At 73.2% G+C, this 23,995-nt stretch carries 16 protein-coding genes; 9 read left to right on the top strand and 7 right to left on the bottom strand.

Annotation, left to right across the window (positions count from 1 at the left end; genetic code table 11):
- The first annotated feature begins 9 nt into the window (after positions 1–9).
- The gene (locus tag ABD268_RS03430) at positions 10–486 is read left to right on the top strand and encodes a (2Fe-2S)-binding protein (RefSeq protein WP_344147577.1); all 477 of its coding nucleotides are present in this window, start codon (positions 10–12) and stop codon (positions 484–486) included.
- Positions 487–502: 16 nt separating this feature from the next.
- Here ABD268_RS03430 and ABD268_RS03425 read toward each other — a convergent pair whose 3' ends face one another.
- Positions 503–2,290 carry a sensor histidine kinase gene (locus ABD268_RS03425; protein WP_344147574.1) on the bottom strand — a complete coding sequence of 596 codons (1,788 nt, stop codon included), beginning with the start codon at positions 2,288–2,290 and terminating at the stop codon, positions 503–505.
- Between the two features lie 122 nt (positions 2,291–2,412).
- Here ABD268_RS03425 and purF point away from each other — a divergent pair, with 122 nt between their 5' ends.
- The 3 genes from purF (at position 2,413) to ABD268_RS03410 (ending at position 5,433) form a co-directional block, all read left to right on the top strand.
- The gene (purF, locus tag ABD268_RS03420; protein WP_344147571.1) at positions 2,413–3,957 is read left to right on the top strand and encodes an amidophosphoribosyltransferase; all 1,545 of its coding nucleotides are present in this window, start codon (positions 2,413–2,415) and stop codon (positions 3,955–3,957) included.
- Between the two features lie 26 nt (positions 3,958–3,983).
- Positions 3,984–5,093, top strand: a complete 1,110-nt coding sequence (purM, locus tag ABD268_RS03415; RefSeq protein ID WP_344147568.1) for a phosphoribosylformylglycinamidine cyclo-ligase — start codon at positions 3,984–3,986, stop codon at positions 5,091–5,093.
- A gap of 148 nt (positions 5,094–5,241) precedes the next feature.
- Complete coding sequence (locus tag ABD268_RS03410) at positions 5,242–5,433, top strand: DUF3073 domain-containing protein (protein ID WP_180934629.1); 192 nt, start codon at positions 5,242–5,244, stop codon at positions 5,431–5,433.
- A gap of 171 nt (positions 5,434–5,604) precedes the next feature.
- Here ABD268_RS03410 and ABD268_RS03405 read toward each other — a convergent pair whose 3' ends face one another.
- The 3 genes from ABD268_RS03405 to ABD268_RS03395 all read right to left on the bottom strand — a co-directional run bounded on the left by ABD268_RS03405 (position 5,605) and on the right by ABD268_RS03395 (position 11,452).
- Positions 5,605–6,690, bottom strand: a complete 1,086-nt coding sequence (locus tag ABD268_RS03405) for a Glu/Leu/Phe/Val family dehydrogenase (RefSeq protein ID WP_344147562.1) — start codon at positions 6,688–6,690, stop codon at positions 5,605–5,607.
- Between the two features lie 143 nt (positions 6,691–6,833).
- A complete protein-coding gene (locus tag ABD268_RS03400) occupies positions 6,834–8,207 on the bottom strand; it encodes a hypothetical protein (protein ID WP_344147559.1) in 1,374 nt (457 codons plus the stop codon).
- Between the two features lie 35 nt (positions 8,208–8,242).
- Entirely contained in the window at positions 8,243–11,452 is a 3,210-nt protein-coding gene (locus ABD268_RS03395; protein WP_344147556.1) for a response regulator, read from the bottom strand.
- A gap of 230 nt (positions 11,453–11,682) precedes the next feature.
- On the opposite strand from ABD268_RS03395, the gene ABD268_RS03390 reads away from it, so the two are divergent.
- A complete protein-coding gene (locus ABD268_RS03390) occupies positions 11,683–13,083 on the top strand; it encodes a pyridoxal phosphate-dependent decarboxylase family protein (RefSeq protein WP_344147553.1) in 1,401 nt (466 codons plus the stop codon).
- Entirely contained in the window at positions 13,083–14,648 is a 1,566-nt protein-coding gene (locus tag ABD268_RS03385; protein ID WP_344147550.1) for a xylulokinase, read from the top strand. Before ABD268_RS03390 ends, ABD268_RS03385 begins: the two co-directional genes overlap by 1 nt.
- A 10-nt stretch (positions 14,649–14,658) precedes the next feature.
- Here ABD268_RS03385 and ABD268_RS03380 read toward each other — a convergent pair whose 3' ends face one another.
- Both ABD268_RS03380 and ABD268_RS03375 read right to left on the bottom strand, forming a co-directional pair.
- A complete protein-coding gene (locus tag ABD268_RS03380) occupies positions 14,659–15,582 on the bottom strand; it encodes a PAS domain S-box protein (protein WP_344147547.1) in 924 nt (307 codons plus the stop codon).
- A 392-nt stretch (positions 15,583–15,974) separates the two neighbouring features.
- Complete coding sequence (locus ABD268_RS03375) at positions 15,975–16,418, bottom strand: ester cyclase (RefSeq protein ID WP_344147544.1); 444 nt, start codon at positions 16,416–16,418, stop codon at positions 15,975–15,977.
- 130 nt (positions 16,419–16,548) lie between these two features.
- On the opposite strand from ABD268_RS03375, the gene ABD268_RS03370 reads away from it, so the two are divergent.
- Positions 16,549–16,773, top strand: a complete 225-nt coding sequence (locus tag ABD268_RS03370; RefSeq protein WP_344147541.1) for a hypothetical protein — start codon at positions 16,549–16,551, stop codon at positions 16,771–16,773.
- Positions 16,774–16,785: 12 nt separating this feature from the next.
- Here ABD268_RS03370 and ABD268_RS03365 read toward each other — a convergent pair whose 3' ends face one another.
- Positions 16,786–20,523, bottom strand: a complete 3,738-nt coding sequence (locus ABD268_RS03365) for a SpoIIE family protein phosphatase (RefSeq protein ID WP_344147538.1) — start codon at positions 20,521–20,523, stop codon at positions 16,786–16,788.
- A gap of 187 nt (positions 20,524–20,710) precedes the next feature.
- Between ABD268_RS03365 and ABD268_RS03360 the strand changes: the two genes are divergently transcribed.
- Positions 20,711–21,406 (top strand): hypothetical protein, encoded by a 696-nt coding sequence (locus ABD268_RS03360; protein WP_344147535.1) that lies wholly within the window; start codon positions 20,711–20,713, stop codon positions 21,404–21,406.
- On the top strand, positions 21,403–23,850 hold the full coding sequence (locus ABD268_RS03355) for a hypothetical protein (RefSeq protein ID WP_344147532.1): 2,448 nt from the start codon (positions 21,403–21,405) through the stop codon (positions 23,848–23,850). The genes ABD268_RS03360 and ABD268_RS03355 overlap by 4 nt, the downstream gene beginning before the upstream one ends.
- The last annotated feature ends 145 nt before the right edge of the window (positions 23,851–23,995 follow it).

The raw sequence follows: 23,995 nt of genomic DNA, 5'->3' as shown, positions 1-23,995 counted from the left end.
GAGCAGATCATGCCCAAGCAGACCTTCGTCCTCAACGGCAAGAGCATCACGGTGGACGTCCACGACGACGTACGGGTGCTGTGGGTCCTGCGCGACCTGCTCGGGGTCACCGGCCCGAAGTACGGCTGCGGCATCAACGTCTGCAAGGCGTGCACGTCGCACATCAACGGCCGCGCGTTCAGCCCGTGCTCGGTGCGGGTGGGCGACCTGCGCCCGGACGACGAGGTGACCACCATCGAGGGGCTGCCCGACACCGTCGGCGAGGACCTGCACCCGATGCAGCGGGCCTGGGTGGACCGCGACGTCGCGCAGTGCGGCTACTGCCAGCCCGGTCAGATCATGGCCGCGGTGGCGCTGGTGCGGAAGGTGCGCCGCGAGGGCCGCGCGATCACCGAGAGCGACCTCGACGGCATCCGCAACATCTGCCGCTGCGGGACCTACACGCGGATCCGCGAGGCGATCCGGCAGGGGGAGCGCCAGATGTGAGGCCCAGCGGTGGGCGTCAGCCCGGCGCGGCGGGGAGCAGGACCCGGAAGGTGCTGCCCTTGCCGAGCTCGGACTCCACCTCGATCCGGCCCCGGTGCCGCTGCACGATCCGGCTCACGATCGCCAGCCCGAGCCCGGTGCCGGGCTGGGAGCGGGCGTCGGGGTTGGTGCTGCGGAAGAACTCCCGGAACAGGTGGCCCTGGTCCTCGGCGGAGATGCCGAGGCCGGTGTCGCTGCAGGAGAGCATGATCTCGTCGCCGCAGGCGGCCAGCGCCACGGTGACCTGGCCGCCGTCGGGGGTGTACTTGACCGCGTTGCTCACCAGGTTGGCGCACACCCGGTCCAGCTCGTCGTGGTCGCCGATCGCGAGCACCGGCTCCCGCGGGGCGTCGACCGCGAGCTCGATGGCCTTGCGCTCCGCCGCGACCGAGGTCAGGTCCACCACGTCGTCGACGATCCGGCGCAGGTCGACCGGGGCGGGGATCACCGGGTTGTCCGGGTCGCCGACCTTCGACAGCAGCAGCAGGTCCTCGACGACCCGCACCATCCGGTTCGTGCCGCGCTCCATGGCCGCGAGCGAGGTGCGCGTCGTGCCGGTGAGGTCCGGGGACGCCTCCAGCATCTCGAGGTGTCCCATGATCGCGGTGAGCGGGTTCTTCAGCTCGTGGGAGACCGTGGCGATCAGCTGGCTCTTGTAGGTGTCGAGCGCCTGCAGCTCCTCGACCAGCTGGTGCTCGCGCTCGAAGGTGCGCGCGTTGAGGATCGCCCGGCCGAGGTCGTGGCCGATGTCGAGCGCCGCGGCCATCTCGACGCTGCTCCAGTCGGCGTCCTCCTCGGTGCGGGTCAGCACCAGGTTGCCCAGGCACTCGGGACCGGCCCCCAGCGGGGTGAACAGCAGCGAGCCGATGCCGATGGTGTCGAGGAAGCCCAGGATCCGCTCCCCGTCCTCCCCGGAGATCGAGGGGCCGAACGGCCGGCCTCGCTGGACGATCTCGACCCGCTGGCCCTCCCAGGCGCGTCGCGCGGCCGTCTCCGCGATCCGCATCAGCTCGCCGGTGAGCACCACCTGCACGCCGTCGGCCGAGTAGACCGCGCCGGTGCCGTGGCCGTCCTCGTCGATCGTCTGGATCCACAGGCCCCGGGCCTGGAAGCCCCGCATCAGTGCGTCACGGATGTCGCTGAGGATGCGGTCGATGCGCAGCTGGGCGCTGGCCCGGCGCACCACCTGGCGGGCCGCCTCGGCCAGTCGGACCTGGTGGGAGAGGGCCTCGCGCTCCAGCGCGGTGATGACCGCCCGGCCGGCCTGCTCGGCGTACCGCTGCAGCAGCTGGCGTCGCGCCGTGCCCGGGCGCTTGCCGTCCACGGGCAGATCGATGGCCAGTGTGCCGCGCAGCTCGCCCTTCTCGTCGTACAGCGGGGCGATCAGCAGGTCCAGCGGGTGCCAGGCGTCGGGCTCCGCGAGCGGGGTGATGTCGGGGACCCAGCCCCAGGTGTCCCCGATGCTCGGGTCGAGCCGCTCGTGCGGGACGAAGCGGAGCAGGCCCCACTCGTCGGCCTTCTCGATCTCCTGCTCGAGGCGGTCGACCGGGGTGCGGGTGCCCTCGAGCTGCTCGCGGGCCTCGTCGCTGCCCGCGACGGCCATCACCTCGAGCTTGCCGTCGTCGCGGACCACGCTGATCGCGGCAACGCCGAAACCCGCCAGCTGCGTCACGCCCTCGGCGATCGTCTGGAGGGCCTCGCGCGAGGTGTCGTACCACTCGCTCTGCGCGGGGCGCTGCTGCACTTCGATGGGATGCCCGGTCATCTACTCTCGCTGTCCGTAGGTGTGACCCACCTTACGGTCCTTCACCCGTTCGGGTGCCCAAATCGCCTTCCGGGCAACCCGGCAAATGGGACGGGGCCGACCGCGGCCCTAGACTCGGGGACGTGCCTTACCTCAGCAGCACGCGCAAGGGAGGCGACGGCCGGCTGACGGCGGCCCTCGACCCGAACGAGCAGGGACCCCAGGACGCCTGTGGGGTCTTCGGTGTCTGGGCCCCGGGTGAGGACGTCGCCAAGCTGACGTACTTCGGCCTCTACGCGCTCCAGCACCGGGGCCAGGAGTCGGCGGGCATCGCGGTCAGCAACGGTCGCCAGATCCTGGTCTACAAGGACATGGGCCTGGTCAGCCAGGTCTTCGACGAGTCCACGCTGGAGTCCCTCAAGGGCCACCTCGCGATCGGCCACTCCCGCTACTCGACGACCGGGGCGAGCACCTGGCAGAACGCGCAACCGACATTCCGGCCCACCGCCGACGGCTCGATCGCGCTCGGCCACAACGGCAACCTGATCAACACCCACGAGCTGGCGCAGATGGTCAGTGACCTGCCCGGCCCCAGCGACGAGCTCGAGCTCCAGGGGCGGGGCGTGGAGTCGTCGACCAACGACACCGGCCTGGTCACCGCGCTGCTCGCGCACCACCCCGACACCACGCTGGAGCAGCGGGCGCTGGAGGTGCTGCCGCAGCTCAACGGAGCGTTCTGCTTCGTCTGGATGAACGAGGACACGCTGTACGCCGCCCGCGACCCGCAGGGCATCCGCCCCCTGGTGCTGGGTCGCCTCGACCGCGGCTGGGTCGTGGCCAGCGAGGACGCCGCGCTCGCCACGATCGGCGCCAGCGTGGTCCGCGAGGTGGAGCCCGGCGAGATGCTGGTGATCGACGAGAACGGCCTGCGCTCGCACCGGTTCGCCGAGCCCGCCCCGAAGGGCTGCGTCTTCGAGTACGTCTACCTCGCCCGACCGGACGCGACCATCAACGGCCGCAGCGTCCACGAGGCCCGGGTCGAGATGGGCCGTCGCCTGGCGCGCGAGTTCCCGGTCGAGGCCGACCTGGTGATGCCCGTGCCCGAGTCCGGCACCCCGGCCGCCGCCGGGTACGCCGAGGAGAGCGGCATCCCGTTCGGCCAGGGCTTCGTCAAGAACGCGTACGTCGGCCGCACCTTCATCCAGCCCAGCCAGACCCTGCGCCAGCTCGGCATCCGGCTGAAGCTCAACGCGCTGGAGCACATGATCCGCGGCAAGCGGATCGTGGTCGTCGACGACTCGATCGTGCGCGGCAACACCCAGCGGGCCCAGGTCCGGATGCTGCGCGAGGCGGGCGCCCTCGAGGTGCACGTGCGGATCTCCAGCCCGCCGGTGAAGTGGCCGTGCTTCTACGGCATCGACTTCGCCACCCGGGCCGAGCTGATCGCCAACGGCCTCGACGTCGACGAGATCGCCGCCAGCGTGGGTGCCGACAGCCTCGGCTACATCTCCCTGGAGGGGATGATCGAGTCCACCAAGGTGCCCTCCGAGCGGCTCTGCCAGGCCTGCTTCACCGGGGAGTACCCCATCGCGCTGCCCGACGAGAGCCTGCTCGGCAAGCACCTGCTCGAGTCGTCGCTGACCTCGCCGACCGCGGGCAAGGCGCTGCCCGTCCTCAACAACCCCTGAGACACGACCACAGCCCAGGAGACCCTGTGACGCAGCCCGATCCGACCGCCGGACCCGCCCGCCGCGAGGGGGCCTACGCCGAGGCCGGGGTCTCGATCGAGGCCGCCGACAAGGCCATCGAGCTGATGAAGGGGTGGGTCGACAAGGCCCGCCGCCCCGAGATGATCGGCGGCCTGGGCGGCTTCGCCGGGCTCTTCGACGCCTCCGCGCTGACCCGTTACCGGCGGCCGCTGCTGGCCACCTCCACGGACGGCGTCGGCACCAAGGTCGCGATCGCCCAGGCGATGGACGTGCACGACACGATCGGCTTCGACCTGGTCGGCATGGTCGTCGACGACCTCGTGGTCTGCGGCGCCGAGCCGTTGTTCATGACCGACTACATCGCCACCGGCCGCGTCGTGCCCGAGCGGATCGCCGCGATCGTCAAGGGCATCGCCGAGGCGTGCGTGCTGGCCGGCTGCGCCCTGATCGGCGGCGAGACCGCCGAGCACCCGGGGCTGCTCGCCCCGGACGAGTACGACGTCGCCGGCGCGACGACCGGCGTGGTCGAGGCCGACGACCTGTTGGGGCCGGCCCGGGTCCGTCCGGGCGACGCGGTGATCGCGATGGAGGCCAGCGGGCTGCACTCCAACGGGTACTCCCTGGTCCGCCACGTGCTGCTCGCGCCGTCCGACAAGGGCGGTGCCGGCTGGGAGCTGGACCGCGAGCTCCCCGAGCTCGGCCGCACCCTGGGCGAGGAGCTGCTCGAGCCCACCCGCATCTACGCCAAGGCCTGCCTCGACCTGGCCCGTCGTACCGCGACCCACGCGATGTCGCACGTCACCGGCGGGGGGCTCGCGGCCAACCTGGAGCGCGTGATGCCGGCCGAGCTGAGCGCCACCATCGAGCGCGGGACCTGGACGCCGCAGCCGGTGTTCGACGTCGTGCGCCGGGTGGGTGACGTCCCGCAGGCCGACCTCGAGGCCACCCTGAACTGCGGGGTCGGGATGGTCGCGCTCACGGCGCCCGAGGACATCGACACCGCGCTCGAGGTCCTGGCCGGGCACGGGGTCCGGGCCTGGGTGGCCGGCGAGGTCCGCCGTGACGACGCTCACGGTGGGAAGGTGCTGCTGACCGGGCAGCATCCTGGGTGGTGACCTGCGTTTTCACGGGGGCGCGTTCCGAAATGCCGCCCTGGGTGTGCGGGAACAGCCGGGCAACCGGTAGCGTTGGGGCCACGAGAGAACTCTGAGAACAGTCCGGGAGCCACAGTGCCCCGGCCGAGCGTGCGAGGGGGCTGACCCTATGGGGCGCGGCCGAGCGAAAGCCAAGCAGACGAAGGTCGCCCGCGACCTGAAGTACCGCACTCACGAGACGGACTTCGGGAAGCTGGCGCAGGAGCTGCATGGCGGCGAGAGCAGCAACAACGACCAGCCGGACTCGTCCAACGACGAGTACGACGACTGGTCGGACTACGCCGAACCTCGGCGCGACTGACCGGGTTGGACACCTGACCTCCGCCACCGGCTGAGCCGGTGGAGGGGGTTTAGTGCGTGGGCACTTTCACCGGGCAGCCGGGGAAACCAGCACTTGTCAGGTGGTCCACCCCCTGACAAGTGCCAGTTCCCCCGGTCAGCCGGGGAAAGTGCCGGGGAAGCGGGCCGGGCGTCAGCCCAGCCAGATACCGCGCAGGCGACCCACGTCGCGCATCCGGCGCTCGGCGAGCCGGTCGGCGGCGATGGCGGGGGCGACCCCGTCGGAGGCGGCGAGCTCGAACACCCGACGCGTGGTGTCGAAGATCCCGGTGGCGCGCTGCTGGGCGCGCTCGAAGGAGAAGCCCTCGAGCTCGTCGGCGACCTGGATCAGGCCGCCGGAGTTCACGCAGTAGTCGGGGGCGTAGAGGATCCCGCGGTCCTCGAGCGCCTTCTCGATGCCCGGGTGCGCGAGCTGGTTGTTGGCCGCGCCGCAGACGACCCGCGCCGACAGCACGTCGACGACCTCGTCGGTGAGCGCGCCGCCGAGGGCGCACGGGGCGTAGACGTCGAGCTGCGAGGCGACCAGCGCCTCGGTGGACTCCACGGCGCTGACCTGCGGGAACTCCTCGCGCACCCGGTCCACCGACGGCTGGTGCACGTCGGTCACGATCACGGTCGCGCCGTCCTCGATCAGGTGCCGCACCAGGTGCCGACCGACCTTGCCGACGCCGGCGACGCCGACGGTCCGCCCGGCGAGCGAGTCGGTGCCCCAGGCGACCTCCGCCGCCGCGCGCATGCCCTGGAACACGCCGTACGCCGTGAGCACCGAGCTGTCGCCCGCGCCGCCGTGCGCGACGGTCCGGCCGGTGACGTAGGAGCACTCGCGGGCGATGTGGTCCATGTCCAACGAGTTCGTGCCGACGTCGCAGGCCGTGTAGTAGCGACCGTTCAGGGACTGCACGAAGCGGCCGTAGGCGCGCAGCAGCGGCTCGGACTTCAGCGTGGCCGGGTCGCCGATGATGACCGCCTTGCCGCCGCCGAGGTCGAGCCCGGCGAGCGCGGCCTTGTAGGACATGCCGCGCGAGAGGTTCAGGACGTCCCGGACCGCGTCCGCGGTCGAGGCGTAGGGGTAGAAGCGGGTGCCGCCGAGGGCGGGGCCGAGCGCCGTGGAGTGGATGGCGACGATCGCCTTCAGGCCGGTGGCGGGGTCGTTGGCGAAGACGACCTGCTCGTGCTCGGAGCCGAGCTCGAAGACGTCGGCATCGAGGGGTGCAGACATGGGTGGTGCCCACTTTCTGTGTGTGTCGGCCACGGGGTGTGGTGGCGCTGTTGTCGCGGAACGCAGGGGGTGGCGCGTGTCCGTGATCACATCGTAGGCCGGGCGGGCCGCCCGTCGAAGCCAGGGCCGCGGACCCCGCGGGGTCACCGCGTGGAGGGCACGCTGCGGAGCAGCACCACGTCGCCGTGGGTGCCGTAGCCGGGCAGCGGGCCGGCGTACGACGCCCCGTTGAACGCCACCATCAGCCAGTCGTCGTCGCCGAGCTCCACCAGCGTCGGCCACGGGATGTTGGTGGGGTACGGCGCGTCGAGGGCGCCGACCTCGGCCAGGTCGAGGTCGAGGACGGGGAACCGCCGCCGCTGCCCGCGCCGGCCGTCGCGCCCGTCGCTGGCGAGCACCCGCCAGGACCCGTCGACGCGGACCAGCGTGGTGCCCTCGGTGGCGGTGCGGTCGATCGCCGCGCCCCGCAGCGACAGCGTGTCGAGGTCGGGACCCTCGGCGAGCACGGGGTGGAACCGGAAGAACTTCCGCGCGCTCACGTACCCGACCAGCCAGCCTCCCTCGCCGTGCACGAGGTGCGGGTCCCAGACGCCCACCGAGCGGAGCCCCTCGGTGGGGAGCGCGAGCCGGCGGGTGTCGAGGACGTGCCGGCCGGCGAGCAGGTCCGCGTCGGTGCGGGCGAGCGTGACCGCGACGGTCGCCCCGGGCAGGGTGCGGTCGAAGTCACCCCAGGTGCTGGTCGCCACCAGCCAGCGCCCGTTGTCGTGGACCAGGTGGGTCGCGTGATCGCCGAAGACCCCGGGTCGGTCGGGCCGGCGGAAGAACAGGTCGGCGCGATGGGCCAGCTCGTAGCTCGCCGGGTCCAGGGTCCACACCGACGTGTGCGCGGTGTCGAAGAAGCCCGCTCCGGCGCTGGTCGCGGTCAGCACCAGCCGCCCGTCGAGACGGTACGGCGTGCCGTCGCGCTCGCTGACCAGGCGCAGGTCGCGCAGGCCGAGCTGCCCGAAGCCGCCGCCGACGACACGACCGGCCGGCGGGGCCGTCGTACCCTCCCAGCGCTGCCCGGTGCGCAGCGAGGCCAGCCACCCCTCGTCGCGGACGTCGAGCCGGTCCCGCAGGTTGACCCGGACCCGCGCGACCCAGCCGGACACGTGCCGGGTCAGGACGGTGAGGTGGGTCCCGGTCAGCGTGAGTGCCAGCTCTGTCAGGGGCTCGACCGCGCGCCCGTGCCGCCGGCTCCGGTGCGTGGTGCTGCGCTCCGGGGTGTGCACCTCGAGGCCGACGGTGCCGTCCGCGACGTCGGCCCAGCCGGTGAGCCGGACCGGCCCGCCCGCGAGCTCCAGCACCAGCCGGCCCGGCCGCGGCTCGGCCAGCGACGCGGTCACCGCGGCGTACGGCGCGGGGTGCGGCGTCGGCTCGGACCAGCCGCTGCCCAGGGGTCGGTCGAGGAGGACGGAGCCCGGCGCGACCAGGTCCACGGGCCGTCGTCGGGCGACGACCTCGAAGCGGGGCAGCACCCGGTCAGTCTCGCAGCGACCGGTGCCGGGTCCCCTCAGCGGGACCCGGTGGTGGCCTCCTGCAGGACCGCGACCGCGCGCCCGACCTCGTGCACCAGCTCGTCCAGCAGGGCGTCGGCCCCGGTGGTGCTGCCGGCGTCGCCGCACGCCTCGAGCCGGGCCGCCGTGGCGCCGACCAGGGGCAGCCCGAGGTTGAGGGCGCTGCCCTTCAGCTGGTGCGCCGCGCCCTGCAGGCGGGCGGCGTCGCCGGCGTCGATCGCCTCGCGGATCGCGACCACCTGGTCGCCGGACCGCGCCATGAACGACGCGGCCGTCCGCTCGAAGAAGCTGACGCCGTCCTTCTTCAGCTCGTGCAGCATCCGCATCCGGGCCGCGTCGAGGACCGTTCCCCCGGACGGCACCGCCGAGGACCCGTCGGCGGACGCGTCGGGGGACGAGGCGGCGGCCCGCCCGGTGGCCCGGTGGTCGCTCCACCGCCGGATCACCCGCTCGAGGTCGGACGCGTTCACGGGCTTGGTCAGGAAGTCGTCCATCCCGGCGGCCAGGCAGCGCTCGCGCTCGCCCTCGAGCGCGGAGGCGGTCATCGCGACGATCGGCACGCGGTGGCCGCCGTCCTCGCAGGCGCGCACCGCGCGGGTGGCGTCGAAGCCGTCGAGCCGGGGCATCCGGCAGTCCATGAGCACCGCGGCGAAGTCGTGTTCGCCCGCGAGCCGGTCGACCGCCTCGGCGCCGTCGGAGGCGACCTCCACCTCGCAGCCGAGGTCCTCCAGCAGGCCGGTCGCCACCAGCTGGTTGACCTGGTTGTCCTCCACGACCAGCACCCGCACCCCCAGCGCCGGTCCGTCGGGGCGCCGGGCGGGCGACGGCTCGCCCGCCGGGCCGGACGCGGCGACGCCCACGAGCGCGTCGTAGAGCTCGGAGTGGCGCACCGGCTTGTCGAGCGAGGCGTGGACCCCGGCCTCCCGGGCCGCCTGCGGACGCACGCCCTGGTCGGAGGAGAGCAGCAGCATCGTCGGGCTGCCCAGGTCCGGGTCGGCGCCGATCTGCCGGGCTAGCGTGAGCCCGTCGGTGTCCGGCATGACCAGGTCGAGCAGCACGACCTCGAAGGGCCGGCCCTCGCCGGCGGCGTCGCGGAGGGCGGCCAGCGCCTGCTCCGCCGAGGGGGCCGCCGCCACCTGCATCTGCCAGGAGGTGAGCTGCTCGGTGAGGATGAAGCGGTTGGTCTCGTTGTCGTCGACGACCAGCACCCGGCGGCCGGGCAGCCCGCGGGGCAGGGCCGGCTTGCGGGTGGCAGTGCCGTCGGCCCGCGCGAACGCGGCGGTGAACGAGAAGGTGCTGCCCCGGCCGACCTCGCTGCTGACCTCGATCTCGCCGCCGAGGGCCTCCACCAGCTGTCGCGAGATCGCCAGGCCGAGGCCGGTGCCGCCGTGCCGCCGGGTGGTCGACGGGTCGGCCTGGGTGAACGCGTCGAACAGGGTGGCGCGGGCCGCCGGGGAGATGCCGACGCCGGTGTCCACGACGTCGACGCGCAGCACCACGCCCTCCGGGGTCTCCCGCTCCACCCGGGCCGAGAGGACGACCTCGCCGGTGTCGGTGAACTTCACCGCGTTGGAGCCGAGGTTGGTGAGCACCTGGCCGAACCGGACCGAGTCGCCGCGCAGGAACGCGGGCACGTCGGGGTGGCAGGCCATGATCAGCTCCAGCCCCTTGGCGTGGGCCGGCCCGCTGAGCACCGCCGCGCTCTGCTCGAACACGCTGCGCACGTCGAAGTCGACCGCCTCGAGCTCGAGCTTGCCGGACTCGATCTTGGACAGGTCGAGGATGTCGTTGATGATCCCGAGGAGGGTGAGCCCGGCCCGCTGCAGCCCCTCGGCCAGCCGGCGCTGGTGGTCGTCGAGCTCGGTGCGCAGCAGCAGCTCGTTGAGGCCGATCACGCCGTTCATGGGGGTGCGGATCTCGTGGCTCATGGTGGCGAGGAACTCCGACTTCAGCCGCGAGGCCTCCATCGCCTCGTCGCGGGCCTCGGCGAGCTCGTGGGCGCTGCGCTCGCGCTCGGCGACCAGGCTCAGCTGGCCCGAGATCTGGCCGATCAGGAACATGGAGTTCTCGTCGGGCGGCACCTCGTCGGCGAGCACCTCGATCACCGCGACCGCGCGGCCGGCCAGCAGCACCGGGACGGCGACCAGGCTGTGCGTGTCCGGGTGGGAGTCCGGCGGCCCGGTCTCCACCCGGCGGGACAGCCGGGCCCGCTCGGCCAGCGACGGGTCGGGCTCCGGGTGCCAGTCCGTCCCCGAGGGCTGCAACGGCTCGCGGGTCAGGGTGCCGTCGTCCGCGACCGTGTAGACGCCCACCGCGGTCCACGTCGTGTAGTGGGGGAGGGCCAGCGCCATCGTCGCGATCGCCTCGGTCAGGCTGCGGGCCTGGTTCGCCGCCATCGCCATGTCCTGGAGCAGCTCGAGGCGCCGGGTCGCCTCGGCGGCCAGCCGGTCGGCCCGCTTCAGGTCGGTGATGTCCTGGCTGGTGCCGCCCATCACCAGCGGGGTGCCGTCCTCGGCGCGCTCGACGCGGCCGAGGCCACGGATCCAGCGCACCTCGCCGCCGCGCCGGATGATCCGGCTGTCGAAGGCGAACTCGTCGGCGCCGGCGAACGTCGACTCCACGGTCGCGCGCACCCGCTCGCGGTCGTCGGGGTGGATCCGGCTGAGGAAGCCCTCGTACGTCGCGTCGTGCTCGGCGGGGTCGAGGTTGTAGATGCGGTAGAGCTGGTCGGACCAGGTGACGGTGTTGGTCCGCACGTCCCACGACCAGCTGCCGATGTGGGCGATGCTCTGCGCGGTGGCGAGCTGCTGCTCGCGGTCGCGCAGGGTCTCCACGAGGGCCTTGCGGTCGGTGTACTCGGTGACCCGGTGCAGCCAGCCGGTACGCCGCCCGTCGCCGTCGCGCAGCGGGCTCCAGCTGACCAGCGTCCAGATCTCGCTGCCGTCGGGTCGGACGAACATCGACTCGACGTTGTCCTGCCCCACCTCGGCGGTCGCCATCGCGGCGAGGTGGTCCCGGAACTGCTCGCGCCCCGCGGGGTCCAGGGCGTCCTCGACCCGGAAGCCGGCCATCCGGCCGGGGTCGACCCCGAGCAGCTCGGCCATCCGGTCGTTGGCCCAGGTGGTCGTGCCGGTCTCGTCGAAGACCCACAGGCCGTCGGTGCTGCCCCCGACCACGGCCCGGTACCACGCGTCCCCGTCGTCCACGGCTGCGACCTCCTCCCCGAGCTGCCCGTGGGCCCATCATCCACGGACCCGGCGGCTTCGGACGAGCGTGTCGGCCATCGGACCGGCCTCAGTTCGTCGCAACCGCCGAAAATGCCGCGCCGGACCCGGGGGCCCGCCGGTCGGACCGGGGTCCGGGTGTCCGGGGCCGCGGGACCTGCGGCCCTGTCCGGCCCCGCCACCCCTGTCCACCGTGGTGGTGGAGGTGGCAGATGACGAACGCCGACTACCCCTACGCGGGCCGGTTCCCGGTGCACCGCACCCTGCCCGAGCGGGGCACGCCCCGGGAGGACGTGCTCGCCGAGCTGCGGGCGATGGCCGCCGAGGAGGATGCCTTCTGGGAGACCGGCAAGTGCTCCGGGACGATGTACTCCGGCGACCACGAGCACTACCGATTCCTCACCGAGGCGTTCGGCCTGTTCGCCCACGTGAACGTCCTCCAGCGCGACATGTGTCCGAGCGCCACGAAGCTCGAGGGCGAGATCCTCGCGATGGCGCTCGACCTGCTGCACGCCGAGGCGGTCACCGACACCACGCCGGGCGGCCTGGTCACCACGGGGGGCAGCGGCAGCATCCTGCACGCGATGCTGGCCTACCGCGAGCACGCGGCGGCCCGGGGGCTGACCGGCGTCAACGTCGTCAAGCCGGAGACCGGCCACCCGGCCTTCGACAAGGCCTGCCGCCTGCTCGGGATGGAGCTGCGCAGCGTGCCGGTGGACCCGGTCACGACGGTCGTCGACCCCGACCGGATGGCCGCCGGGATCGACGACCGGACGGTCGCCCTCGTGGGGTCCGCCTGCAACTACGGCTACGGCACCATCGACCCGATCGGGGACCTGGCCGGGCTCGCTCTCGACCGCGGCGTCGGCCTGCACGTCGACGGCTGCCTCGGCGGCTTCATCCTGCCCTTCGGCCAGGAGCTGGGCTACGACATCCCGGTGTTCGACTTCCGGCTTCCCGGCGTCACCAGCATCTCGGCCGACACCCACAAGTACGGCTACGCCTTCAAGGGCACCTCGACGGTGCTGTTCCGGGACCGGGCGCTGCGGGACGCGCAGTACTTCCACCTGCCCGGCTGGAGCGGGGGCAAGTACATGTCGCCGGGCATCGAGGGGTCGCGGTCCGGCGGGCTGCTCGCCGAGACCTGGGCGGCGATGGTCCAGCTCGGCCGGGAGGGCTACCAGGCCTACGCCCGCGACATCTTCAGCACGGCGGACGCGATGAAGGCCGTGGTGGGCGCGCACCCCGAGCTGCGGGTGATGGGGAGCCCGACGTTCTGCTTCAGCTTCACCTCGGACGCCTTCGACATCTACCACGTGGCCGACCTCATGCGCGGCCGGGGCTGGCGCTTCAACGGCCAGCAGTACCCCAACGCGATCCACATGGCGGTCACCCGCCCGCAGACGCAACCGGGGGTGGTGGACGCGTTCGCGGCCGACCTCGCCGAGGGCGTGGCGTACGCCCGGACGATGGAGGCGGCCGGGAAGCAGGCCTTCTCCGGCGCGATCTACGGCGGCGTGCCGGGCGGCATGAGCCTGGAGGCCGAGGAGTTCATCGTCTCGGTCATGGACGACATGCTCGACGTCGAGCTGTCGGTGCCGCCGGGGCCCTGATGCCGCCCGCCGGCGACGCCCTGGTGCTCGCGGTCGACCTCGGCTCCAGTGCCGTCAAGGTCGGCCTGGCCACGCCCGAGGGCGCGGTCGTCGCCTGGAACTCCGCGCCGCTGCACACCGACTACGGCCCCGGCGGCCGGGTCACCCAGGACGCGGAGGTCTGGTGGAAGCTGGTCACGGGGTCGGCGCGCCGGGCCCTGGCCACCGGCGGCGTGGACGGCGGCCGGGTGGCGGCGGTGTGCGTGACCGGGCAGTGGGCCAGCACGGTGCCGGTCGACGTGGCCGGCAAGCCGGTCGGTCCCTGCCTGATGTGGAGCGACACCGAGGGCGAGGGCCGCTCCCGGGCGCTGGTCGGCGGTCACGTGCAGGGCTACCGCGCCCGGGCCCTCACCACCTGGGTACGCCGTTCCGCGGGCGTCCCCTCGACCTCCGGCGCCGACCCGGTCGGGCACATGCTCCACCTGCAGCTCGACGAGCCCGCCGTCGCGCAGGCGGCGCGCTGGTACCTCGAGCCGGTCGACGCCCTCGCGATGAGGTTCTCCGGGGTGGCCGCGGCCACCCCGGCCTCGATGACCGCCGCCTGGCTCACCGACAACCGGCACCCCGCGCGGCTGGCCTACGACGCCACGCTGGTGCGCCGCGCCGGCATCGACCCCGGCCGGCTGCCCCCGCTGGTCGCGACCGGGAGCGTCATCGGGCCGGTGCTGCCCGAGGTGGCCGCCACCCTCGGCATCTCGCCCGACGCCGTGGTCGTGACCGGCGTGCCGGACCTGCACGCGGCGGCGCTCGGGTCGGGCTGTGTCCGGGACCACGAGGCGCACCTGTCGATCGGCACCACCGCGTGGGTGAGCTGTCCGCTGCCGGCCAAGCGGACCGACCTGTTCCGCCAGATGGCCACCGTGCCGGGGCTGACCGCGGAGTCCTACCTGCTGGGCAACAACCAGGAGACCGCCGGGCGCTGCCTGGAGTGGTTCGGCCGCGTCCTCGACGGCGACCGCCCCCCGGCGTACGACGAGCTGACCGCGCTGGCGGCGACCTCGCCGCCGGGCGCGGGAGACGTCATCTTCACGCCCTGGCTGGCGGGGGAGCGGTCCCCGGTCGACGACCGGGCCGCGCGCGGCGGGTTCCACCACGTGTCGCTCGCCACGACCCGGGCCGACCTGGTCCGGTCGGTCCTCGAGGGGGTGGCCCTCAACGCCCGCTGGCTGCTGGAGGCGGCTGACCATGTCGCCGGGCAGCGGCTGGCCCCGCTGCGGCTCGTCGGCGGCGGCACCCAGTCGCTGCTGTGGTGCCAGATCCTCGCCGACGTCACCGGACGTCCGGTCGAGCGGGTGGCCGACCCGCTGCTGACCGGCCTGCGCGGCGTGGCCCTGCTCAGCGGCCTCGCGCTGGGTGCGGTCGGGTGGGAGGAGGTCCGCGCCCTGGTGCCGGTGGACGCCGGGCTCGAGCCGGTGCCGGAGCGGCGGGAGACCTACGACCGCCTGTTCACCGAGTTCACCGGGCTCTACCGCGCGCAGCGACGGATGTTCGCGCGCCTGGACGGACGGACGTCCCCGGACGCGTGAGCGGGGTGCCTCACTCGGCGCCGGCGCCGGCCAGGGCCAGGTCGCCGGCGACGACCCGGCCGGCCACGGCGTGCAGGGACAGGTGCTGGGCGCGGGCGTGGTCGCGCAGCCGCTCGAAGGCGGCCTCGAGACTGATGCCGTCCCGTCCGGCGAGGTAGCCCTTGGCCTGCTCGACCACCAGCCGGGACCGCAGCGCGGTCTCCAGGGCGGCGACCCGCTCCTCCGCGGACTCGTCGGTGGAGTGCGCCAGGCTGCGTCGCAGGTTGCAGACGACGCCCCGGACGAGCGGGTCGTCGAGGAAGTTCGTGAGGGCCACCTCCGCCCATGCCCAGCCCTCGCCGCGCCGGACCCGCAGCTCGTGGGCCGGCCGGGCGCCCGGCTGCCGGGTGGCGTCCTCGAAGAAGCCGGCGACCAGGGAGCGGTCGTCGGGGTGCAGCAGCGAGACGAGCGAGCTGCCGACGACGTCCGTCTCGCGCCACCCGAACAGCAGCTCCACCGCGGGGCTGGCGTACGTGACCAGGCCGTCGGACCGGAGCACCAGCGTGGCGTCGGCCGAACGCTCGAGCAGCGGCCGGAGCGCCGCGCCGAGGTCGGTCGTGACGCCGACGATGCCGATCAGCTCGCCGTCGTGGTAGATCCCCGCGTCGGTCACCAGTGCCGGGACGAGGGTCCCGTCCTTGCGCCGGACCGGGAACTCGCCCGACCACGGCACGCCGGCGCGCAACGCCTCCATGATCTCGACCGACACGTCCTGCGCGATCTCGGGCACGCAGAGGGTCTGGATGTCGCGGCCGAGGGCCTCCTCGGCGGTCCAGCCGAACAGCTCCTCGGCGGCGGGGTTCCACCCGATGACGAGGCCCTCGGTGTCGGTGGTGACGACGGCCTGGCCCAGAGCGGCGAGCTGCTCGGCGGCGGGGATGATCGCGTTGCTCACGGCTCCATCGTGGTCCGCGGCAGGCCCGTGGTTGAGGGCCGAAGGGCACCGGCCTTCCCGTCGGTCGGGGCGGCCGGTTCCCACGGTGGCGCCCGCGACCGGAGAGGTGCAGATCCTCCCCGTCGCGGACGTCACCTGTGCGGTCAGCCAGTGCCGGGCCCTCGGGGGTGGTTGCCCCGACATCCGTGGGACTCGGCTGGCTCCGAGCGGCCTCGAGAGGCCGCCCGCGGAGACTAGGCCGTCGGAGGCGTTCCCGCGTAGGGCCGTTGGTCCCTACCCCGCCGCCGGGTTCTGGTGTGCGGGTGCGTCCCGGAGCCGGCCGCGCGTGCCCCGGCGTGGGACACCCGGGCGCGGAGTCGGGCGGGGACAAGTGTCGGTTGGGTTGTCTCGACCTACTGCTGCGCCGATGCCGCCTGCCCGGCGGTGAGACCGAGCTGGGCCATCATGGATCCGGTGTCGAAATAGGTTCTCTGGCTCCGGACCTTGCCGTTCTGGAACTCCATCACGTCACAGAGCTGAAGGGTCATGCTGCGTCCGGTGGCGGGGATGTCCCCCATGCCCGTGACGAGCGTCCCGGTGTGCGTGCCGCGACCCGTGTACTCGACGACCACCTGGTCGCCCGAGGCGATCAGCCGGTCCACGGTCACCATGCCGTCGGGGAAGCCGTCGGCCCACATCGTGCCGAACCTGCGTGCTCCCTCGGGGCCTTCGAAGGTGTCGCCCGAGCCGACGATGGTGATGCTTCCGTCGGGTGCGGTGGCTTCGGCCATCTCGTCGAAGTTCCGCTCGTTCCATGCCTCGTAGAGACTGCGTGCGAGGGTTTCGTTGTCTGTCATCTGAGCCTCCGCTCTGACACCTGCCCGCCCGCTCTCGACGCTAGACCCGGCGCCGACCCGTAGCAATGGGCCGTTTGGACCCTCCACTTCTGGGGAACCCTCCCGTTGCGGGGAGTGAGATGGGAGCGACATGTTCGAATCGCGGTTCATGCCCTGCCCGGAGTGCGGGGCATCCCTCGACCGGCAGATCGAGCCGAACCACGAGTGCTCGACCGAGCGTCGGGCCGAGTACCAGATGTTTGCGCTGCGCGACGAGATCGCCCAGCTCGAGGCGGGCGTCCAGCACTACCTCGGCACCACCCTGGGCAGGTTCGAGACCTGGCTCGCCGCCCGGAAGGTCCGCTCCGCCGGCTGAGGCCCCGGCCGGTCAGACAGGCGACAGCACGCACCACACCGTCTTGCCCGCGTTGGTGGGCCGGGTGCCCCAGCGGTCGGCCAGGGCCGCCACGATCTGGAGCCCGCGACCGTGCTCGTCCTCGGCGTCGGGCCGTTGCTTGCGCGGCTCGTAGCTGGCGTGGTCGTGGACCTCGATCCGGATCTCGGTCTCGTCGCCGATCACCCGCAGCTCGATCGGGGGTACGGCGTGCAGGGTGGCGTTGGTGAGCAGCTCGCTGGTCACGAGGATCGCGTCCTCGATGACGCCCTCGGCGGCCCCGATGCCGCGCAGGTGCTCGGCCACCGCGTGCCGCGCCTGGGAGATGTCGATCTGCCGGGACTCGAAGCCCAGCCTGAGCCCGGTGGTGGTGCCCGACGGGGTCCCCGCCAGGTCGACCCGGGCCACCAGGATGGCCACGTCGTCGTCGGGGCCCTCGGGCAGCCGGCCGGCGACCAGCGTCTCGGGTGCGTGCGCCAGCTCGCCCTCCAGCCGTTCGGACAGGCCGCGCAGTGACTCGATGCCCCACTCGAGGTCCTCGCCACGTCGCTCCACCAGGCCGTCGGTGTAGAGCACGACGGTGGTGCCGGGACCCAGCGTGACCTCGTCCTGCCGCAGGTTGTAGAGGCCCACGCCCAGCGGCGGGTCCTCCGCGGCCGCGAGCACGGTCGCCCCGCCGCCGCCCCCGACCACGATGGGCGGCAGGTGCCCGGCGTTGGCGAACCGCAGGGTGCGGTCGGCGGGGTCGAAGACGGCGTACAGGCAGGTGACGATCTGGTCGGGGCCGAGGTCCCGCACGAGGCCGTCGAGGAACTCCAGCAGGTCGGCCGGGGGCAGGTCGAGGCGCGCGTAGGCGCGGACGGCGGCCCGCAGCTGGCCCATGACCGCGGCCGCCTTGACGCCGCGGCCCATGACGTCGCCGACCACCAGCGCGGTGCGCCCGCCGCCGAGCTCGATCACGTCGTACCAGTCACCGCCGACCTGGGTGCCCTCCACGCCGGCGCGGTAGTACGTCGCCACCTCGAGGTGCTCGAGGTCGAAGGACTGCTGGGGGAGCAGGCTGCGCTGGAGCGCGTCGGCGATGGCGTGCTCGCGACTCGCGGCCTCGGCGTCGGCGGCCGCGCGGGCCAGCGCGGCCTCGGCGGCGCGCCGCTCCGTGATGTCCTGCAGCGAGCCGCGCAGGAGCGTGGGCCGCCCGTCCTCGCCGGTCTCGACCACCTCGGCGTGGACGGAGACGATCGACTCCTCGCCGCCGGGGCGCAGGATCCGGGCCTCGTACTGGATGCTCTCGTCGGGCGTGGCGCGGACCAGGGCGTCGACCACCCGTTCGAGGTCGTCCGGGTGCACCACGGCCTCGACGGCACCGGGGAAGCCCAGCTCGGCGATCTCGCCGGCGCTGAGCCCGACCAGCCGGCGGAACTCCTCCGAGCTGCGGATGGTGCCCTTCGCCAGGTCGAGCTCCCAGCTGCCGACCCGCGCGAGGCGCTGAGTCTTGTCGAGCAGGACCTGGCTGCGCTCCAGCTGCTCCCGGCTCCTGCGGACGCGGTCGAGCTCCAGGTTGGCGTGGACGCGGGCCATCAGCTCCCGCGCGGCGAACGGCTTGACCAGGTAGTCGTCGGCGCCCGCCTCGAGCCCCTCGAGCGTGCCCTCCTCGCCGGCACGGGCCGAGAGCATGACCACCGGCACCCCGACCGTCGCCGGGTCGCCGCGCAGCGCCGTGAGCAGCTCGAAGCCGCCGAGCCGGGGCATCATCACGTCGGTGAGCACCAGGTCGGGCGGGTCCGCGAGTGCCTGCTCCAGCCCGTCGCGCCCGTCGACGGCCGTGCTGACGTCGTACTGGGAGGCGAGCAGGCTCGACACGTAGGTGCGGATGTCGGCGTTGTCGTCGACGACCAGCACCCGCGGGCGGGGCCCGGTGGACGCCGCCCCCGGGGTGACGGCGTCGGCGGGCGACCCGAGCAGCTGCGACGCCTCGACGAGGAAGCCCTCGACGACCTGCTGGGCGACCTCGCTCGACGAGGGCGCCACGATCCGCTCCGGGTCGAGGTGCGCGCTGCCGAGGGGGACCCGCACCCGGAACGTGCTGCCCTCGCCGAGGCGGCTGTCGACGTCGATGTCCCCGCCGTGCAGGTGCGCGATCTCCGCCACCAGGGCGAGCCCGATGCCGGAGCCCTCATGGGTGCGGGACCGGGCGTGGCGCACCCGGCGGAAGCGCTCGAACAGGTGTGCCTGGTCGTCCTCGGGGATCCCGATACCGGTGTCGCCAACCGAGAGCGACACCTCGCCGTCCTCGCCGCGCAGCGCGACCGTGACGTCGCCGGCGAAGGTGAACTTCAGCGCGTTCGAGAGCAGGTTCAGCACCGCCTTGCCCCACAGGTCCCGGTCCACGTACACGGGCTCCGGCAGGTCCGGGCAGTCGACGGTCAGCTTCAGGCCGAGGCGCTTCGCGGCGGTCTCGAACATGCTGGCCAGCTCGCGGGTGTAGCGGGCGAGCGGCACCGGCTCGAACGACGCCTCGACCCGGCCGGAGTCGAGCCGGGAGAAGTCCAGCAGGGTGTTGACCATCTTCAGCAGCCGCTGGCCGTTGCGGTGGATCACCTCGACCCGGTGCCGCTGCTCGTCGACGAGCGGGTGCCGGGAGTCGGTAAGCGCGTCCTCGGCCGGGCCGAGCAGCAGCGTGAGCGGGGTGCGGAACTCGTGGCTGACGTTGGTGAAGAAGTCGGTCTTGGCCTGGTCCAGCTCGGCCAGGGTCTCTGCCCGGCGCTTCTCGAACTCGTAGGCCTGCGCGCTGGTGAGGCTGGACGCGAGCTGTCCCGCGACGAGCCCCAGGAAGTCGGTGTAGCCGTCGTCGAGGGGCCGGAACGGGTTGAGCCCCGTGACCAGGAAGCCGTACGCCGGCTGGGCGCCCTGGACGATCGGGACGACGACCGCTCGCGAGGGCGGGTCGTCCCACCCGCCGGTCGGCAGCCCCGGGAACCGGCCGTCGAGCTCGACCGGGGTGACCCCGCTCAGGCGGGACGTCGGCCACACCGCGTCGGTGGGCTCGAGGACCGGCGGCGCGGCCGGGTGGTCCCCGGAGAAGCCCGTGGAGCCGGACAGTCGGGCGGTCACCCCGTCCTCGTCGTACAGGTAGACCAGCGTGAAGGGCAGGTCCAGCGAGCTGCGCGCGAGCTCGGCGCACGCGGCGGTGACGGCCCCGGCCACGGTGTCGTGGCCGGCCGAGCGCTGGCCGAGGTCGCGCAGCGTCTGCATCCGGCGGTGCGCGAGCACCTCCTCGGTGACCTCGCTGACGACGCACAGCATCCCGGCGACCGTGCCGTCGTCGTCGGTCAGGGGGCTGTAGGAGAACGTGTGGTAGGTCTCCTCGGCGTAGCCGTGGCGCTCGAGGAAGAGCAGCAGCCCCTGGTCCCAGGTCGCCTCGCCGGTGCTGATGACCGAGTGGATGCGGCCCTCGACGTCGTGCCAGACCTCCGACCAGACCGTCGAGGCCGGCTTGCCGAGGGCCCACGGGTACTTCGCGCCCAGGGTGTCGCGTCGGTAGGCGTCGTTGCAGAAGAACGTCAGCTGCGGGCCCCAGGCCATCCACATCGAGAAGCGGGAGGACAGCACGATCCGCACGGCGGTCTGCAGGCTGTTCGACCAGCCTTCCGGCGACCCGAGCGGTGTCGCTGCCCAGTCGACGGCGAGCATGTCCTGCCCGACGTCGCCGCTGCGGCGGAAGGTGTCGTGCACGAAGTTCCCTCTCGCGCTCGTGCTGCCCTCTGGTACCCGGCCCCTGTCCCTCGCGAGTCTAGGCACCCAGCCGCGCCGGAGGTCCGTCAAGCAGGGACAAGGTCCCGGCTCCGTCGTTTGTGGCCGCCGAGGCTGGGTACAAGAGCCGCACCTGCACCACACACCTCACCGACATCGGGGGATCGACATGGACAACAGCAACGAACGCGCCGGGCTCTCGGAGGCCGAGCTGGCGGCTGAGGACGGCCTGGCGCTGCCGGACAAGGAGGTCGTGTCGATCCTCGACCTGAACGCCGACCTCGACCTCGCCATCGACGCGGCCGCCCCCATCGACCTCGGCGTCGCCGCGAACGCCAACGTGGCCGCGCCGATCGACGCCTCGGTCGGTGCCAACGTGCTCTCGGAGGGCTCGACCGCCCAAGCGCTCTCGGACCAGGGAGTCCTGGTCAACCAGGACGTCTCCGCCGACGCCACCGCCAACGCGGTCCAGGACAGCGCGCTGGAGCAGGGCGCCTCCCCGGACGAGACCGCCGACCCCAGCCTGGCCGGGGACACCGGCTCGGTGCCCACGGACGGCACCTCGCTCCCGGCCGACGGGAGCACCGGCGACCTGGGCACGACAGTGGGCGACGCCGCCGACGGCGACCTGCTGAACGTGGACGTCAACCTCGACGGCGACGCCAACATCGCGGCGCCGATCAACGGCGCGGTCGCGGCCAACGCCAACGTGGCGGCCCCGATCGACGCCTCGGTTGCCGCGAACGTCGGCTCGGTCGACAGCGACGCGGTCTCGGTGGCCCAGCAGACCGCGATCATCAACCAGAACATCGACGGCTCGGCGACGGCCAGCTCCGACCAGGTCTCGGACATCTCGCAGCCGTGACCACGACCGGGGGGCGTGGCGAGCTGGTCGGTCCTGCCGGGTTCGCAGACCGGGCCGCGGGTCGCCCCCCGGCCCGTGCCGAGGGCGTCCGGCTCATGGGGGAGATGTCCGGCTCGGGCTATCGCCGGCCGCCGTCCCTGGCCCGGCGCGGCGACGGTCAGGTCGTCCAGCTCACGCCGCTGCTCTACCTCGTCCTCGCGGGCCTGGACGGCGAACGCGGCTACGACGAGCTGGCCGACGAGGTCAGCCGGGCGAGCGGCCGAACGGTGTCCCCGGACAACGTCCGCCAGCTCTCCGACAAGCTGCGCTCCCTGGGCCTGGCCGCTTCCGAGGACGGGAGCCAGCCCTCGCTGAAGCGCAGCAACCCCCTGCTGGCGCTCCGGTTCAAGGCAGTCGTCACCGACCCCGAGCGCACCCGACGGCTCACCGCGCCGTTCGCTGCCCTCTTCAACCCGATCCTCGTGGCCGCGGTGCTCGCCGTGTTCGTGTGGATCAGCTGGTGGGTGCTGTTCGAGCGTGGCCTGGCCAGCGCCACCCATGACGCCTTCGCCCGGCCCGGCCTGCTGCTCGTGGTGCTGACGGTCACCGTCCTCAGCGCCGGGTTCCACGAGTTCGGGCACGCCGCTGCCGCTCGCCGGGGTGGAGCCACGCCCGGTGCCATGGGCGTCGGCCTCTACCTGATCTGGCCGGCGTTCTACACCGACGTCACCGACTCCTACCGCCTCGGCCGCGGCGGGCGGCTGCGCACCGACCTCGGAGGGCTCTACTTCAACGCCTTGGTCGCCGTCGGGACCGCGGCCGTGTGGTGGCTGACCCGGGACGACGCGATCCTGCTGCTGGTCGCCACCCAGATCCTGCAGATGCTTCACCAGCTCCTCCCGCTCGTGCGGTTCGACGGCTACCACGTGCTGGCCGACCTGACCGGTGTTCCCGACCTCTTCCAGCGCATCAGGCCCACCCTGCGGGGGCTGCTGCCGTGGCACTGGCGCGACGCCGATGCCCGGCTGCTCAAGCCGTGGGCCCGGGCCGTCGTCTCCGTCTGGGTCCTCACCGTGGTGCCGCTGCTGGCCTTCACGCTGGTGGTCCTGGTGACCACCTTCCCCCGCATCGTGGGGAGCGCGCTCACCAGCAGCCGGCTGCAGTGGGCCGGCCTTGGCGAGGCGCTCCAGGACGGTGACGTGCTGTCCGTGGCCGCCCGCGGCGTGGCGGCCCTCGTGGTCCTGCTCCCGCCCCTGGCGATGGCGATCGCCCTGAGCCGGGTCGTCCGACGGGTCGCGGTCTCGACCTGGACCAGCACCCGGGGACGCCCCGTACGTCGCGGCCTCGCCCTCGTCCTCGCGGCGGCGCTCGGGGCCGCCCTGGTGTGGGTCTGGTGGCCCTCGCCAGGTCGCTACCGGCCCGTGCAGGCCTACGAACGCGGAACGCTCACGAACCTCGGCATGCCGCTGGCCCGTCCCGCGCCCGGCTTCGCCACCGGCACCGAGGGCCGCGGCGCGGTGTACCTGCCGCCGGGCCAGGCCGCGCCCACCCGCGAGCACCCGATGCTGGCCGTCGTCCTGGTCCCCCACGACCCGGGAGGCACCGCACAGCCGGACGGTGCGCCCGCCACCGGGTCCGGGCCGGTCGCCGACGGGACGGTCAGCCATGCCGGGGCCGGGACCTGGATCTTCCCCATCGACCAGCCGCTGGCTCCCGAGGACGGGGACAACCAGGCCCTCTCGGTCAACACGACCGACGATTCGGTCACCTACGACACGGCGTTCGCCCTGATCTGGGCAGACGGGGACACCCCGGTCGACAGCACGAACGAGGCCTACGCGCTGGCCAGCTGCGACAACTGTGCCGCAGTCGCGGTCGCGTTCCAGGTCGTGCTGGTCACCGGCCAGGCCGACGTGGCGGTGCCCCAGAACGTCTCGGTCGCCCTCAACTACGACTGCACGAGCTGCCTGACCTACTCCCTGGCCGTCCAGCTGTTCGTCACCCTGGACGGGCCGCTCGGCGACGACGCCATGGCCGCGCTCGACAAGCTGTGGCAGGAGATCGCCGCGTACGGCGACAACATCGGGCAGGTCCCCCTCGACGAGATCCAGGGGCAGCTGACCGACTTCGAGCACCAGATCCTTGCGATCATCCAGGCCGACCAGGGCAGCCTGGGAGTCCCCAGCGGGTCACCGAGCCCGTCGGACCCCGCCTCCACCACCGCGCCCACGGACCCCGCCTCGTCGACGAGCCCGCTGGTCGAGTCGCCGAGCAGCTCCACCAGCATCCCGCCGAGCAGCTCGCCCAGCGTCGCCCCGAGCGGCTCGCCCAGCACCTCCTCGAGCTCGACCGAGACCGCCTCGCCGAGCTCGTCGCCCACCGGCTCGGCGAGCCCGGCGGCGTCCCCCTCCCCGTCGACGAGTCCCTCGGCGGCGCCCGCCTCGACCACTCCGACGGCCGGCTGAGGATTCCCAGCCAGGAGCCAGCACGTCGACCACGGGAGGCGTCGTGGCTTCGGGCCCGGTCAGGCCCGGCCGGAAGGGCGCCAGTTGTGTGCGCAGCCGGGTCCACGGGCATCCTCGTCGCGCGAGACAGAGAGGAGGAGCGTCA

The sequence above is a fragment of the Nocardioides koreensis genome (assembly GCF_039531775.1).
In the GTDB taxonomy this organism is placed as follows: Bacteria; Actinomycetota; Actinomycetes; order Propionibacteriales; family Nocardioidaceae; genus Nocardioides; species Nocardioides koreensis.
The sequence above is the reverse complement of the archived record's forward strand: the minus strand, read 5'-3'. Positions and strand labels throughout refer to the sequence as shown.